Origin of the sequence: Fibrobacter sp. UWB13 (assembly GCF_900177805.1) — a bacterium.
Classification (GTDB): domain Bacteria; phylum Fibrobacterota; class Fibrobacteria; order Fibrobacterales; family Fibrobacteraceae; genus Fibrobacter.
In genome coordinates, this window is the sequence record NZ_FXAX01000001.1 from 1,235,868 (window position 1) to 1,251,394 (window position 15,527).

Annotated in this window: 15 protein-coding genes; 9 read left to right on the plus strand and 6 right to left on the minus strand. The window is 47.1% G+C overall.

Annotation, left to right across the window (positions count from 1 at the left end):
* The first annotated feature begins 21 nt into the window (after positions 1-21).
* The 4 genes from B9Y77_RS05175 (at position 22) to B9Y77_RS05190 (ending at position 3,968) form a co-directional block, all read left to right on the plus strand.
* The gene (locus B9Y77_RS05175; RefSeq protein WP_085490728.1) at positions 22-1,278 is read left to right on the plus strand and encodes a glycoside hydrolase family 18 protein; all 1,257 of its coding nucleotides are present in this window, start codon (positions 22-24) and stop codon (positions 1,276-1,278) included.
* Positions 1,279-1,352: 74 nt separating this feature from the next.
* Positions 1,353-1,769 (plus strand): Fur family transcriptional regulator, encoded by a 417-nt coding sequence (locus B9Y77_RS05180; RefSeq protein WP_085490729.1) that lies wholly within the window; start codon positions 1,353-1,355, stop codon positions 1,767-1,769.
* Between the two features lie 36 nt (positions 1,770-1,805).
* A complete protein-coding gene (locus B9Y77_RS05185; RefSeq protein WP_085490730.1) occupies positions 1,806-2,963 on the plus strand; it encodes a CobW family GTP-binding protein in 1,158 nt (385 codons plus the stop codon).
* A 93-nt stretch (positions 2,964-3,056) separates the two neighbouring features.
* Entirely contained in the window at positions 3,057-3,968 is a 912-nt protein-coding gene (locus B9Y77_RS05190; protein ID WP_085490731.1) for a TIGR02172 family protein, read from the plus strand.
* Here the strand turns inward: B9Y77_RS05190 and B9Y77_RS05195 are convergent.
* Positions 3,965-5,473 (minus strand): glycosyl hydrolase 53 family protein, encoded by a 1,509-nt coding sequence (locus tag B9Y77_RS05195; protein WP_085490732.1) that lies wholly within the window; start codon positions 5,471-5,473, stop codon positions 3,965-3,967. The genes B9Y77_RS05190 and B9Y77_RS05195 overlap by 4 nt on opposite strands.
* Before the next feature lie 128 nt (positions 5,474-5,601).
* Here B9Y77_RS05195 and B9Y77_RS05200 point away from each other — a divergent pair, with 128 nt between their 5' ends.
* The 3 genes from B9Y77_RS05200 to B9Y77_RS05210 are packed head-to-tail and all read left to right on the plus strand — an operon-like array spanning position 5,602 to position 8,840.
* Positions 5,602-6,996, plus strand: coding sequence for a class I SAM-dependent methyltransferase (locus B9Y77_RS05200; RefSeq protein ID WP_254899924.1), 1,395 nt, complete (start codon positions 5,602-5,604; stop codon positions 6,994-6,996).
* A 15-nt stretch (positions 6,997-7,011) separates the two neighbouring features.
* Positions 7,012-7,689: a uracil-DNA glycosylase gene (gene ung, locus B9Y77_RS05205; RefSeq protein WP_085490733.1), complete on the plus strand. Its 678-nt coding sequence runs from the start codon at positions 7,012-7,014 to the stop codon at positions 7,687-7,689.
* A 14-nt stretch (positions 7,690-7,703) separates the two neighbouring features.
* Complete coding sequence (locus B9Y77_RS05210; protein WP_085490734.1) at positions 7,704-8,840, plus strand: cation diffusion facilitator family transporter; 1,137 nt, start codon at positions 7,704-7,706, stop codon at positions 8,838-8,840.
* A gap of 20 nt (positions 8,841-8,860) precedes the next feature.
* On the opposite strand, the gene B9Y77_RS05215 is transcribed toward B9Y77_RS05210, so the two are convergent.
* The 3 genes from B9Y77_RS05215 to B9Y77_RS05225 are packed head-to-tail and all read right to left on the minus strand — an operon-like array spanning position 8,861 to position 10,973.
* Complete coding sequence (locus B9Y77_RS05215) at positions 8,861-9,604, minus strand: hypothetical protein (protein ID WP_085490735.1); 744 nt, start codon at positions 9,602-9,604, stop codon at positions 8,861-8,863.
* Complete coding sequence (locus tag B9Y77_RS05220) at positions 9,601-10,230, minus strand: hypothetical protein (protein WP_085490736.1); 630 nt, start codon at positions 10,228-10,230, stop codon at positions 9,601-9,603. The genes B9Y77_RS05215 and B9Y77_RS05220 overlap by 4 nt, the downstream gene beginning before the upstream one ends.
* Positions 10,227-10,973, minus strand: coding sequence for a hypothetical protein (locus B9Y77_RS05225; RefSeq protein WP_074208746.1), 747 nt, complete (start codon positions 10,971-10,973; stop codon positions 10,227-10,229). The genes B9Y77_RS05220 and B9Y77_RS05225 overlap by 4 nt, the downstream gene beginning before the upstream one ends.
* 562 nt (positions 10,974-11,535) lie before the next feature.
* Here B9Y77_RS05225 and B9Y77_RS05230 point away from each other — a divergent pair.
* Entirely contained in the window at positions 11,536-11,862 is a 327-nt protein-coding gene (locus B9Y77_RS05230; RefSeq protein WP_073423078.1) for a DUF4321 domain-containing protein, read from the plus strand.
* Entirely contained in the window at positions 11,862-13,280 is a 1,419-nt protein-coding gene (gene gatA, locus B9Y77_RS05235) for an Asp-tRNA(Asn)/Glu-tRNA(Gln) amidotransferase subunit GatA (RefSeq protein ID WP_085490737.1), read from the plus strand. Before B9Y77_RS05230 ends, gatA begins: the two co-directional genes overlap by 1 nt.
* A gap of 98 nt (positions 13,281-13,378) precedes the next feature.
* On the opposite strand, the gene B9Y77_RS05240 is transcribed toward gatA, so the two are convergent.
* Together B9Y77_RS05240 and B9Y77_RS05245 are read right to left on the minus strand one after the other, a co-directional pair.
* Entirely contained in the window at positions 13,379-14,467 is a 1,089-nt protein-coding gene (locus tag B9Y77_RS05240) for an expansin family protein (protein WP_085490738.1), read from the minus strand.
* Between the two features lie 112 nt (positions 14,468-14,579).
* A complete protein-coding gene (locus B9Y77_RS05245; RefSeq protein WP_139829261.1) occupies positions 14,580-15,335 on the minus strand; it encodes a hypothetical protein in 756 nt (251 codons plus the stop codon).
* Positions 15,336-15,527: the final 192 nt, after the last annotated feature.

Sequence of the window (15,527 nt, forward strand, 5' to 3'; positions counted from 1 at the left end):
TCGTTAATTAGGAGTTTAAAGATGAAGAATAGAATTTCACATATTTTTGCAACGTTCGTTGCAACCGCTATTTTCACTCTCGCCGGTATTAGTTCCGCATGGGCCGCTCCACTGTTTATCGGCTACTATCCCGATTGGGGGAAATGGCACAAGCCCGCCTACACTGTAGATAAAGTTCCGTACAACAAATTAACACACGTGCTGTGGAGTTTCATCACGCCAAACACGGATGGTTCATTGCGCGGAGATGCCGCAGAAGACCCAAGCGCACTCGACGAAATGGTAACGCTCGCCCATGCAGCCGGTACAAAAGTCATCGTCTCGCTCGGCGGTGGCGGACAAAGCGACAACTTCGTGCCCGTTGCATCAAACGATGCGCTCCGTCAAAAATTCGTCGCAAACCTCGTCAAATACGTCGCTGACCACAATCTCGACGGGCTCGACATGGACTGGGAATGGGAATACAATCCCGTCCCCGAGGCAGACACTATCGCCTACAACAAATTGCTCACAGAGCTACGCGAAGCCCTCCCCAAAGACAAAAGCCTTTCGGCAGCACTTCCCTGCTCGCCCTATTACGGGAAATGGTTCACAGCCGAAGTCCTCGTGAAAAACTTGGACTGGTTCGGATTCATGACCTACGACATGACCGGCGACTGGGATGACAAAGCCATGTTCGATTCGCCGCTATACCCGCACGATGGATACACCACATGGTCGTGGGAAGAAACACGCGACTATTGGAAAAAGCGCGGCGTCCCGACAGAAAAGATGGTCTTCGGAATTCCGTCATTCGGGTTTCAATTTCAAGGAGCAACAGGACCGGGCTCCGACTTTACCAAAGGAACCGCCAAGCAAATCGCATACAAAGATATCGTCACAAACACCGACTGGAAATACTTCTATGACAGCGTCGCTGTAGAGCCCTACGGCATATCTTCAACCGGATACGTGACCTTCGAAGACCCGCATTCTTCCGCCGTAAAATCGCGTTGGGTCAAGGAAAATGGTTACGCCGGCATCATGGTCTGGGAAGTTTCGCACGACTACATCGAAGGCGTCGGGAATCCGATTCTTGATAGCATTGCTGTTGTATTGCGCGAAGGAACTACAGGAATCCGCGACATTCACAAGAAGCGCGCGACAGGCTCTCGGCTAGACGCCTCGAAAACCCCGAATGCGCAAACAACGCGCGTAGATGTACTCGGAAAAAGCGTGCAAAACGCAGGCCGCGAAAGCCGTTTAAAGAACAAGTTTATTTTTAAAGTGGAACAGTAAATATTCCTTTCCCCTTGCCAAATATCTTTTACTTTAGTATAATTTGATAACGATTATCAAATTTAGAGATAAGCATGGGCATTATTAAATACAAAACCAAACAGCAGGAACTGCTCCTATCTTGTTTCAAAGCGATGCAAGGCCGCCATTTCACAGCAGAAGATGTGTCGGCTTATTTCCAGAAGCAGAACATTTCTATCGGCATTGCAACTATTTACCGCCAGATTGAAAAGTTTGTGGCGATGGGCGTTGTTCAAAAGTATTTCCTTGGCGAACAAAATGCCGCCTGCTTCCAATACATGGGCGAAGAATGCCACAAAGAAGTTTCGCATTTTCACCTGAAGTGCGAAAAATGCGGCACGCTCATCCATCTCGAATGTCACGATCTTGAACAGCTGAGTTCGCACCTGATGGCAGAACACGGTTTTGCACTTGATCCATTCCGCACTGTTTTTTACGGACTCTGTGAGAACTGCCGCCTAGCGAGCTAACAACTTAATTACATAATTTTTTAACAAAGGATTCTTATGAAAAAGAATAAGAAACCGGTGGTACTCATCACCGGGTATTTGGGGTCGGGTAAAACCACGCTTTTGAACAATCTTCTCAAGCAAGAAAAGAGAAAAGTCGCCCTCATCGTAAACGATATGGGAAGCATCAATGTCGATGCCGAGATTTTGAAAAAGAACGGTTCGAACGTCACCGAATGCCCGATGTTCGAATTGCAAAACGGTTGCATCTGCTGCACGTTGCGCGATGAATTCATCCAGCAGATTGAAAAAATTTCCAACCTCGATTCCATTGAAGTCGTATTTGTCGAAGCCTCCGGCATCAGCGATCCGGGTGCGGTGAGCGCAAGTTTCCTTGCTTACGAAGAAGACAATTCAAATACGAATGTCTACTTGACTTCCATCGTCACTGTTGTTGATGGCGACAGAATTTATCGTGAATTCCTTAGCGAATTAAAGCAGAAAAAAGAAGAAAGAGATTCGCTCGCCGAAAAATACGATTTAAGCGATGAAGAAATTTCGACACTGATTGTAGACCAGATTGAATTCTGCAATTTCATCATTTTGAACAAGTGCGATTTACTCAGCGCAGACCAGCTCAAGGAAGTGGAATCTATCGTTCGCGATTTCCAGCCTCGCGCCCCGATTATCCATTCCGTCAACGGCGATATCGACATCGAAAAAATCATGACGACAAAGCCGTTCAACTATGATCAAATTGATTCCTCTTCGGCCATCCAGAAGGCTACCGCAACATTAACCCAGCCAGGTCGCAAGAACAATGGTTGCGTTGACGAATACGGAATTACATCGTTTGTTTTCGAAGCTAGACGCCCGTTCAACAGAACCCGCTTTATGGAATTTGTCAACAACAGATACCCGTCACAGCTTATCCGTTCCAAGGGCTACATCTGGTTTTCAGACGCCAGCAAGGACGTGCAGCTTTTCGAACAGGCAGGTCGTAATTCCTCGATTTTGCCCGTTTCGTATTGGATTGATGCTCTGCGCGAAGACGTTAAGCAATCGTACATCGCCGAAAATCCAGAAATCAAAGAAAACTGGGACACTCAATTTGGCGACCGCGAAAACCAGGTTGTGTTCATCGGCAAAGGCTACAACAAGGACGACATCATTGTCGAGCTTGAAAAATGCCTTGATGAAAGAGCGTACGCTTAACGGATATCACAAAATATTTGCTTAACCGCAAAAAATTCGAAAAAAGGGCGACCAGACAATCACTGAGTCGCCTTTTTGTTTATATTCGTAATTATGAATTACAAACAGATCAATTTAAATGACTGGGAATTGCAAGGGGAAGGGGCTTTCGGAGAAAGCTACTTTTCAAAAACAGATTCGAGCATTATGCTCAAGCTCATGAAACCTGAGGGGCGCAAGGAAGACATTATCGCAGAGTTTGAAAACTCTAGAAAGATCGCTTCCGTCGGCTTTAAAACTCCTGCAGCAATCGAACTGGTTGAAGAAAGTCAATCGGGACGCCTTGGCATAATCTATGAGAAAGTGCAAGAAAAAATTTCGTTCACAAGGATGATTCACGACAATCCAAGAGACCTGCCCCGCATCGCAAAAATCCACGCCGAAGAAGCGAAAAAATTTCATGGCATAAACTGCGACCCAACCCAATTCTTGTGCTATAAAGAAACCATACGCAAGGCCATTCCAAAGCTATTCACATTCAAGAAGCACAAAGATATCTTGAAGGCCGCTATAGAGCTAGTTCCTGACAGCTATGGTTGCCTACAGTACGATTTCCAGCCTGGCAATATCGTACATTCAAACAAGACCGGTGAAAATTACTGGATAGACATGGGCGATTTCGGCTATGGGCATTACCTTTTTGATATAGCCTTTCTGTACATGTTTACCAACATTCTTTGTACCAAAAAGAGCGTGCAACAAATATTTCACATGACAGAACAACAGTTGCGCGATTACTGGGTGGAATTTACAGCCGCATATTTTGGCAGATCAATTCAACCAGACGAAATGTTCGGGAAAAAGATTCGGCTTCACTTAGCCATGGCTGTGACTATAAAATACCATATGATTCCTGCTCCGGGACCAATAAAGTATATCATATTGAATATTATGCTTAGAAACGCCCTCAAGGGAATCACTCTGGAAGACGTTGCCGACATAATGGCGGCGGAAGTTAGTTTCTAGAAAAACTCTTCAAAAGCCTTAGCGTTTGCGTAAAGGTCTTTACCGCGCCAGTCAAAAAGTCCCGAGCCCCACGCACCGCCGATTGTCGGTTCCCAGAAGAATGAGCCAATCCAGCGGTTCATTTCGCGGACGGATTCACGAGTCTTTTGGCGGGATTTGTCGAAATTGTAGTGGTTATCGGAATCACCACCATTATATTCTGCAACGATAAATTCCAAATTTGAATACTTTGTTGTAATCGTATTGAACAAATTTTTCCACTTATCGGGAGTGCCGTCACCATATGCTGTGTAAGCAGAGAAACCCATCACGTCAGCAGGGATTTTATAGTCATCAAAGATGACGCCCATCCACCATTTTACCGTTTCTGCCTGGCGGATACGTTCAATGTGAAGCACCGTTTTCGTTGTCGGCGAAACTTCCTTGACCGCCTTGATGCCCGCATTGAAATACTTGGCGGCATTCGCCTTGCCCGCCGAAGTCCCCATATCGCCATTGACGGAAGTTGCAGCCTTATCGACGCCATTACCCCAGCAATCTGTTTTGCTGTTTGGCTTGTGAATCAAGATGCCCGGAGTTGTTTCATTGCCCACTTGCACCATGTCCGGCGTTGCGCCAGCATTCTTAAGTGCAATCATCAAATCCTTGGTGTATGCGTACACGGAATCCGCCATCGCATCAGCGTTGTTCACGTTACGCCAGCGTTCGGGGATAATCTGTTTGCCAGGATCCGCCCAGACATCGCTGTAATGGATATCAACGAGAAGCCCCATGCCAGCCGCTTTGACTTTCTTGGCAAAAGCAACAACGTGGTCTTTGTCACCATACGCTTCGGAATCATGACCGCAACCGCTCGCCGCATAACCGTACTTTGCCTTGGGCGAAACAAACGTGCGCAAACGAATGGAGTTGAATCCGTGTTTTTTCAGAATTGTGAAGATATCGCTTTCTTTGCCATCGACATCGTAAAACTTCGTATTATTTCGTTCGTATTCCTGGACTTCGGAAATATCGGCGCCATTGTAGAAATCAATTTTTATAGGTTGTGCAGAAGATGAACTAGGTGTTTCCGAAGAACTGATCGCTTGCGATGACGAGGATTCTATTGCAGAAGAGGGTTGCGACGCATTAGAAGACGACGATGATTCAGCCGCCGATGACTGAGCTTCGGACGAGGAGGAACTCTGCAACGTTTCAGACGACGTCGGTTCTACCGCAGACGATGTCGCCACGGCTGAAGACGATTCCGTCCCTGCCGACAAAGAAGTTTCCGAGGACGAGGGGCCACCCACATTTTGACTAGAGGACGATAAATTTTCAACAGACGACGAGGATTCTTGAGCCGAGGACTCCGGCACGCTCGATGAAGATTCTAACGATTCCTGCGCAGACGAAGAACTTAAAGCATAAACAGGTGACAATGCCGTATCGTCACCACAAGATTGCATTAGCAAAGCAACAGAAGCGCAAGACACGCACGCCGCAAGATTTTTCAAAAACTTCATACCAACCCAATCCTATTAAAGGAGATTTCCGCTCAGAGGCGGGAATGACATACATAAAAATACATCTTAATCGCTAATCCTCAAAATTTTAAATTGTAAAATTCCCGCATAAAAATTAAATTTCTAGCATGTTCAACGCGGATTTACTCACTTCGGCTAAAGTTCAGGATTTCATCAAGCTTGCAACCAAGAAAAAATTGGATGCATTGCAAGTTTCGACGCAGCTAGCCAAGGAATTCAGCAATGAAGAACGAGCCGCCATTATGGATTATATGGCGCTTGTGCCGAGATTCCGCGAAAAATTCGGAATCGAGAGTACCGCGTTCCTCCTTTGCGATAAACTAGCGCTGGAACAGAGCACCGCGCAAGATATCGGACGCTGGAAAGCAAACTTGTGGCCAAGCGGCCCCGAAGCCGTCGGCAATACTGTTCATGACCTTTGCTGCGGCATGGGAGGCGATTCCTTCTTTTTGCCGAAGGAACTGACTGCAATTGGCGTTGACCTCGACGAAAACCGACTTGCAATGTACCGCTACAACAGCAGCGTGATGCGAGGAGTTTCGCCAGAAGCCAGCAACGCACATACCATCCTCGGAGATGTCCGCGAAGTCGCCAAAGAAAACGATTCCAAGAATGCGACGCCCGCCCGCCCCAAAGCCGGCTATTTCACGATTGACCCCGCCCGCCGAGCCATCGAAGGCGAGAACCAGCGCGATCTGCGCAATCTTACGCCCACATTCGAAGAAGTCATCGAGATTTCGAAGCATTACAAAGGCGGCATGGCAAAAATCCCGCCCGGCTACCCCATTTGCGAAATTCCGCGAGGCACAGAAATCCTGTACATTGGCTCCCGCACGGACTGCCGCGAATGTTTGGTGCTGTTCGGCGAACTCGCCAAGAATCCCGACCATGTCCGCGCCGTGATGGTCGACAAAACAGGGAACGAAATTGCCAACTGGACGTTCGCCCGCGACGAGAAGCGCGAAGCCCGCAACGAGAGCGAACAATCGCAATACGACCACAATTACGAGCTCGAAGGCCGCGACCGCATTTACCGCACATCGAGCAGCGAATCCGACTTGCCTCTCGGCGGGATTTCAAAGTTCATCGCAGAACCCGCACCGGTGTTGCTCCGCAGCCACCTCTTTGGAGTGGTCGCCCTCGCGCACGACGAAACCACGCATCTGATTTCGCCGGGCATAGCTTACGTAACCAGCGAAAAACCACTCCCCTCGCCCGCCTTCGCCAACTACGAGATTTTGGAATCGTCCGAGATTTCGACAGGCGCCGTCCGCGCGATGCTCAAATCGCACGACATCGGAAAACTCACACTCAAACTCCGAGGCGTCAAAGTCGATCCCGACCAAGAAATCAAACGCCTCAAGCCCAAAGGCAAAAACTCCGCAACGCTATTCTACACACGCCTCGACGGCGAGAAAATCGCGATACTCGCGAATCCTGTAAAGGAGATACCCGCCTCCGCGGGCATGACAAGCGGCGGAGCCGCCCCTAAAAACCTATAACCTACAACCTATACTATGTCCGTTAAACTTGAAGAATCTTGGCTGAAACTGCTCGCCGACCAGTTCGAACAGCCGTATTTTAAGCAAATCAAGGCAAAACTTTTGCAGGAACACGCGGAACATCACGTGGTGTACCCTCCCGGACCGCAGATTTTTGCAGCACTCGACTATTGCCCTGTCGATAAAGTCAAGGCCGTCATCATCGGACAAGACCCGTACCACAATCCAGGTCAGGCTCACGGGCTTTGCTTCTCGGTGCCGTTTGGCATTGAACCGCCGCCATCCCTCGTGAACATTTTCCAAGAGCTGCACGACGATCTCGGCATTACACCGCCGCCACACGGGAACTTGGAAGGCTGGGCTCACCAGGGAATTTTGCTGTTAAACGCCTCGCTCACGGTGCGCGCCCACATGGCGGCAAGTCACGCAGGCATTGGCTGGCAGCAGTTCACGGACACAATTATCCAGCGCCTTTCGCAGGTTCGCGAGAACCTCGTCTTTTTGCTCTGGGGCAGTTTCGCTATCAAAAAGCAAGTGCTCATCGCACCCAATCGTGGCCATCTGATTCTCACCGCCCCGCATCCGAGCCCGCTCTCAGCATACCGCGGATTCTTCGGTTGCAAGCACTTTAGCAAAGCAAACAACTATCTTATCAGCAAGGGGCTCGAACCCATCGACTGGAGCATTAAATAAACAAGAGGTTCATCATGGCAAAGAACTGCAATGAAGAAAAGCACAACGAAGAAAACCGCAATAAGGTCATCGTCAAGACTAGCGTTGTCGGGATTGTCACCAACGTCATTCTCGCGAGCGTCAAGGCGGTTATCGGCCTTATGGCTAATTCCATTGCCGTTGTTCTCGATGCCGTAAACAACCTCTCGGACGCGCTCTCGTCCATCATCACAATTGTCGGCAACAAGCTCTCGCGAAAATTGCCCAACGAAAAGCACCCGCTCGGTTACGGTCGCATTGAATACCTGACCGCCATGCTCATCGCCTCCATCGTGATTTACGCGGGCATCACCTCTTGCGTGGAATCGGTCAAGAAAATCATCCACCCCGAAGAAGCCGACTACTCCACCGTTTCGCTTATCATCATCGCCATCGCCGTGGTCGTGAAATTCGTCCTCGGTCGTTACGTGAAATCGCAAGGCGAGCGCGTGAATTCCGGTTCACTCATCGCCTCCGGCTCCGATGCTCTCTTTGACGCCATCCTCTCCCTTTCCGTTCTCGCCTCCGCACTCATCTTCATTTTCACAGGTCTCTCGCTCGAAGCCTACGTCGGCGTTCTGATTTCCATCTTCATTATCAAGGCCGGCTTTGAAATGTTGAAGGACACCGTGAGCGACTTGCTCGGCAAGAAAAATGATAACGAACTCACCAAGCAAATCAAGAGCCTCATCCGCAGCGAAGAAGGCGTCCACGGAGCATACGATCTCGTCATCAACGATTACGGTCCCGAAAAGAAACTTGCCTCCGTGCACGTGGAACTCCCCGACACCATGACTGTCGCCGACCTGGATTCCCTCACGCGCAAGCTCGAAAAGAAGGTCTATTGCGAAACAGGCGTCATCCTCACCGCTATCGGCGTTTACTCTTACAACACCCAAAACGACGAATCCGCCAAAATCCGCGACACGATTTTAGACAAAGTCAAGTCACACGATTGGGCGCTCCAGATGCACGGTTTTTACGTGGACATCGAAGCCAAGGAAATGCGCTTTGACGTGGTCATCAAATTCGGCGTGAACGCACAGGAAGCCCTCGATACAATCAAGAGCGAAGCGGCTGAGCTCTACCCCGACTTCACGATACAGGTTTCACCCGATATCGATTTGGGGTAACGCAATTTACGCTCCGTAATTTACTCTCCGCGACTCAGTTTTTCTTCCTGTTCGCGGAGCTTTTTGTATCCAGGGCTTTCAAGCGGAAGGATGGACGAATCGAGTTTCAGGGGCTTGTAGCCTTTATGATCCTTGGGATCGGTGCGAACAGTCAAAGAGAAAACAGGCTCATTTAATGGAATATCAAATTCATAAATGGGGCCTTGCAAAGTTTCTCGAATTCGTCCTTGTTCATCTTTCACAGCGAGATAATTTTGTTCTATTCTTTTGTGGTTTCGAACTTGTCCAGACTCAATAAGAAGGCTATCACCCGCATAGAAAACACGAACATTCTCATCTGTTGTATCCAGCACTATATTTCGTCCAAACACAGCACTCATAACATTTCCCAAAGTCAAAGGAGTCATTTCATATACGCACTCCGCATCTAAACCTTCATGATTTTGATTAGAATCAAACAATTTTTCACCTAAAAGAACAGACCTTTGCAAGCAAAAACTGGGATTATAAAGACCATCTTTATTCCTTGATGCTTGACCAAATGAATAAACAAGTGCTTCCTTGTCAATATTCCCAATCATTCTAAGCGAAGAACAGACCAATCGCAGCATATTCCATTCCGCATAAACGTCAATTGTTTGTTTTTCAGGAATCAAAAACGGTTCTTCGGAAGAAAGCCGAGAATGAAGCCATTCGCCAGAAACAGGCTTATTTGCACATCCGCAAATAAGTAAAATAAACATTAAGGCAATAATTTTTCTCATTCGCAGCCATCCATATAAACATCAAACGGATACTTTTTTAGCATATCATACAAAGGAATCAGCATATCCAACGGTTTCTTTAACACGACACCATTGCTCCGAAAATCATTGAAATAGAAATTTTTGATAAAAGAGCCTTCTTTTACAAACCCTAAATATTGAATATTTTCTATTTGCGGTAATTCAGGCCAATCTTTCATAACAGATATTTGAGGATACCGTTCAAAAGTAATTTTTTTCAAAAAAGAAAAAGCGTTCCCATCATCATTAATTCTTTGCAAACATTTACCAATATTTAATCCACGAATTTTCTTTTTTCGTTCATCCATATACTCTTCGGGATTTGTCCAACGAGATTCTTTCATTTTCGGATATTGAAACAATTCTACACCAGATTCATTTATAAAGAAAAGTTTCAGAGATTCCTTTTGAGATACAAAAAGGTATATTCCATCGCGGTTCCAATTATACAAGGAATCCTTAAAAAACATTTCCATCGAACCTTTTTTTAGTGTTATTTCGCGATTCATCATTTTCTTTGGAACTTCATCAAAAGAACTTTGATTTCCCATTGCTGAATTCACTAAAAAGAAAAAAAGAGACACAATAAACTTTATCTTTTTCATAAATCCGAGCACCTTATTTCTTTAATTTTGCCTTCATTCGAACGAATGGAGAAATGTTCGGGATTATCCACAAGTTTATCCCACCAGCATTGCGGAAACTCATAATTTGCAAACTCACTAAGCAACAGATAAACTTCTCTATAATAATCTAAAATCACAGATTGAGATTCTTTCTTTATTTTCGAAAAGTCGGGAATTGTAAAGATCTTTTCTTTTCCACTCTGATCAAAAGCCAACACATAAACATCGTCACCACTACCAGCAGACAGTATCTCAGAATAATTTTTACTCAACAATTCAATCCATTCCCTGAGTTTAGGCTTTAAAGGAAATGCTTTCGCACAAGCATTTCGATATCTTTCGATATGCTGCAAAAAATGCTGTTTCATGCAATTACCGATACGAGTAGATAAAGAAGGATCCGCAGAATATTCCGACGGATCTACAGCAAAATAGAGAGAATCTTCTTCAAATGAAAAATATGCATATTTGTAAACAAAGAAACCATCTTTTCGATAAGATGTATAAAAGAAAGTTCCTTGATTGCCAATATTCTTTTCTGGGAACAAAGGACTGACAGCATTAGCAACGCTTTTTGAAATATCAAAATATTTGTATAATTCGCTAGCGTCATCTCTATACGAAATATTATGCGAAAAAGATTTCTGAACAAACAGAGTGTCATTCGCACATAAACAAGTCACTAATACAAGAATCGTTAACAAAGTTACAATTTTCGCCATGCATACCTCAAAAAAATTTCATAAAAAATACACAGCAAAAATCAATATAGGTAATTCGACTGCAAGCGAAAATAATCATCCTCCAAAATCCAAGTTGAACAAGTAAAAAAAGCAATTTTTGCATTTTTATGCTACCAAAATCAATTTTTAGTCGTGTTTGGTAGCATATTTTTTTACTTTGTTCTACAAAATATTTAGCTAACAGGCTTACATAATGTTACCAAATCTAATTTTTCACCCCAATTGGCAACACATTTTCCACAAACAATCTCATATTTAACGATTTTTCATTAAGTTTATCTACAATTTATGCTACCAAAAGGGGATTTTTCACACATTTGGTAGCAAATTTTCACATTTTTCCGCACCAAACCACCATATTCGCCTCCCCCTCAAAAAAAAACGCTTAAGAAAGCTTTAACCGCCGACCACCAAGCAACACCAATGACAAAAAACAACGACTAACGACCATTGACCAATGACCAACAACCAAAGACAAAAATTCCCTAGTAACTAGTAACTAATAACTAGTAACTCATTTCCAAAATACTATATTTGCGGCATGACTCACAAGAACTCATTGGCACGTGTCGTCCTCTTTATTTTTGTCGGCCTCATTTTAGGCGGCATCATGAGCGAAGCTCTCGGAGCTTTGTTTGGCGAACTCGGAGTCCTCTTGAACGCCGGTGGATACGATAACAGCGTTCACCACATTTTTACTGCGGCTGCCGATTACAGTATCGGTTTTTCTGGCGATACCCCGCAGCCCGTCGTCATTGATTTGTACCTCGTCAAATTTGCGCTTGGTTTTGGCTTCAAGGTGAATGCCCTAAGTGCAGTTGGCATGGGTTTAGCTCTTTACATCATGAAATGGTCCGGAGAAAGATAATGCAGACTATTCAGGAACTTCAGGCTCAACTTGCAAACGGCAGCACCACTGCCGAAAAGCTCGCACAGGCCTCCCTCGAAAAAATTGAATCTACAAAGAATTTGAACGCCTATATCTCGGTGCTGAACGACCGCGCTCTTGAACGCGCTAAGGAAAGCGACAAGCGCCGCGCCGAAGGCAAGTCTCTGGGCGCCCTCGATGGCATCCCGGTCGCCGTGAAGGACAACATGTGCTTGAACGGCACCCGCACTACAGCCGCCTCCAAGATTCTCGATAACTTCGTTGCCCCCTACACTGCAACAGCACTCGAAAAGCTCGAAGCCGCAGGCGCCATCATCGTCGGCAAGACGAACATGGACGAATTCGCCATGGGTTCCAGCAACGAAACCTCTTACTACGGCCCGGTCAAGAATCCGCTCGACGAATCCCGCGTTCCGGGTGGCTCCTCGGGTGGTTCCGCAGTCGCCGTCGCCTCTGGCACGGTTCCTTGCGCTCTCGGTTCCGACACGGGTGGATCCATCCGCCAGCCGGCTGCCTGCACGGGTGTCGTCGGTTTAAAGCCGACTTACGGCCGCGTTTCCCGTTACGGTCTCCTCGCCTACGCAAGCTCTCTTGACCAGATTGGTCCGTTCGGTGCAACCGTTCGTGACTGCGCAACGCTCCTCGGTGCAATTTGCGGCATTGACCCGCACGACAACACCACCAGCACTCGCCCGACCGAAGACTTTACCGCAAAGCTCGGCACCGGAGTTAAGGGCAAGGTCATCGGCGTTCCGAAGGAATACTTTGGCGAAGGCCTCGATGCAGAATGCAAGGCCGCCATCGAAAACATGCTTAAGAAGATGGAAGCCGAAGGCGCCACGATCAAGGAAGTGAGCCTCCCGCACATCAGCTATGCAGTTTCGAGCTACTACATCATTGCAACGGCAGAAGCAAGCTCCAACCTCAGCCGCTACGACGGCGTGCGTTACGGCTACCGCAGTCCCGAAGCTCGTAAGCTCTTCGACCTTTACGCCAAGTCCCGCAGCGAAGGTTTCGGCAAGGAAGTGCAACGCCGCATCCTCCTCGGAAGCTACGTTCTCTCCGCCGGTTTCTATGACGCTTACTACGTGCAGGCCCAGAAGGTTCGCCGCCTCATTACGGACGACTTCACCGAAGCCTTCAAGACTTGCGACGTGATTGCAAGCCCGACGATGCCGGGTCTCCCGCTCAAGTGCGGCATGAACGAATCTGATCCTATGGCCGTTTACCTCTCCGACATCTACACCGTTAGCTTGAACCTCGCCGGTCTCCCGGGCGTGAGCGTTCCGTGCGGTATGGCAGGCGGACTCCCGGTTGGCCTCCAGTGGATTGGCAAGCCGTTCCAGGAAGCAGACTTGCTCGCAGTCGCCGAAGCAACCGAGCGTTTGAACAAGTAAAAAAAGCGCGGCTTTAAAAGCCGCGACTCTCGCAAAAAACGACGCCCACCAAGGCGCCGTTTTTGTTTCTGCAAGCATCGAAGATGCGCTGCGATTTCCTATTTCTTCCGGTGTTCGTACAAATAAAGGTTCGCTTCCGGCACCGCCAAATCAGAACCCTTTAAAATCCATTCGTCATCGGTACCGCTACGATAAGTAACGACCACACTGTAACTTTTTTCTGATTGCAGAACTTCCTTCGGAACAGTCCAGAAGTTTTCCGTCCCGACGACAAATTCAAGCGGATAAGTCTTGTCGCCATCTACCTCGTTGAACACGATTTTGCGGACAGCATCTTTCGGGTTACGAACCTGAATAATGCTCCAGTACGAGCTAGCGCCTTCCTTAACCCAGATGGATGTGGAATCGCCCCACACGCCTTCGATTCCTTCGCAACTCACGAATTCCCATTCGCCGTAATAACGACCGACCTGGATTCCCATGATGTCGCTAGCGGGCGCACCGCCCAAATCCACACCGCAGTTTGCATCCGGGCAACGGTCCGTAATGCGCACAGTCACCTCTTTCCAGCCATCCGGCGTCTTCGCCTTCACGTGAACGCAGCCGCCACATGCCATGCCACCATCCCACGGGCCCTTATCATCCCCCGGAGAAACATTCACATGGATTGCCGCATAATACTGGATATTCGTCTGTCCGTAATTGCAGGCGCCACCGAGACTCGTTTCTTTCGCAGTGATGCTCCCGTAAGTTGTCACAGAGCCCTTACCGCCGTTTTCCACAAGCGTCGGGTCTGCCGCCGTATAGCTATCGCAGTTCGTGCAAACACCGCTATCCGACGATTCCGCAGGCTTCTCGGAAGAAGACGATTCTGCGGCCTTCTCGGCACTAGAGCTTGATGATTGCGTGACCTTTTCAGAAGAAAATTCCGCAGACTTTTCCGAGCTCGAGCTTTCGGACTTCACCGACGATGAACTTGCGTTTTTTTGGGCAGAGCTGCTCAATGGCTTCGCGGATTCTTGAGAAGACGAAGATTCAGCCAGCATCTCAGAAGAAGAGGAGCCCTCACCCACCGCAACCGGCGAGCCATCAGACGAATCGCCACACGCCACAAACGCAAACGGCACCACAAACGAACCTGCGAGCACAGCCGCCAACAACCAACTCGAACGTGACCTTTTATTCATAAAAAACGCTACCTTGCTGTCATGCCCGCGAAAGCGGGCATCTCCTTTTCAAAAAGCTCTTTTTCCTAATATATATCAAAAAAACGCAGCCTGGAGAAGCTGCGATCCTTATTTAAAACTGCGCAATTGGAGTTTTCTCGATCATGTGTAAAATCAATTCTCGTAAAACATTTACCCAGTCATGCTCGATTACCCGTTCCTTGGAACATTGATCTTCATCCAAGCGTCCAAAATCCATTCGTTTTCCAGCCTTTGCATCATAAAAAGCGTATGAAGCTGAAATCTTGACGCAGTTGTTTGTTCGATACCCCATAACCGGGATTGGAAAAGCAGGCGTGCTTAAGCCCGAATTATAAAGATTCAAGTTCTGGTAAGACTTCATTTCGATACTGTCTAGCACAAAATAAACTTCGGCACCATCAGACATCGAAACCGGCTTTGGCACACGAAGACTATCGCCATCCAAGACCTCTACAGAATACGTGACTCTATCTTTCGAGATACAATCCAGTTTATAATGAACATTCGAGTTAAACTTAAGCGTATTGTCCACATTGCTCGAGAACCACTCCTTCATTTTTTCCATATTTTCAGACATCATGAGCGTGTCTCTCGAATCCACAGTTTTTTCGGAAAATGTTGACATTCCAGAAGCATCATTCGCACTTGTATAAAACCACGGGAAAACGGTCCATTCCTTAGAGTCTTCAGAATCTTTTTCTTTGTTCAAAACTACAGGTTCCGTAAACAAAACGTTCATGCTAGCCGGTTTTTGTGTCCAGGACGCATCCTTGTGTTGCTTTGTCCCTGAACAACCCAAAATTGCAGTTGCAAGAACCATAGGAATCATCAACTTCACTAATCTCATTTTCAACTCCTTCTAAAATTTGTTCAAAAAAAATATAACAAAAATCCGGCACGCTTTTTGCGCACCGGTTTTCATAGGATATCCTTCGACTTCGGCTAACGCCTCCGCTCAGGATGACATGTAAGGCCCATCGACAACACTTCGATAAACTCAGCGCTTCGGCAACAAAAAATATTCAAATGAGAATCCCGA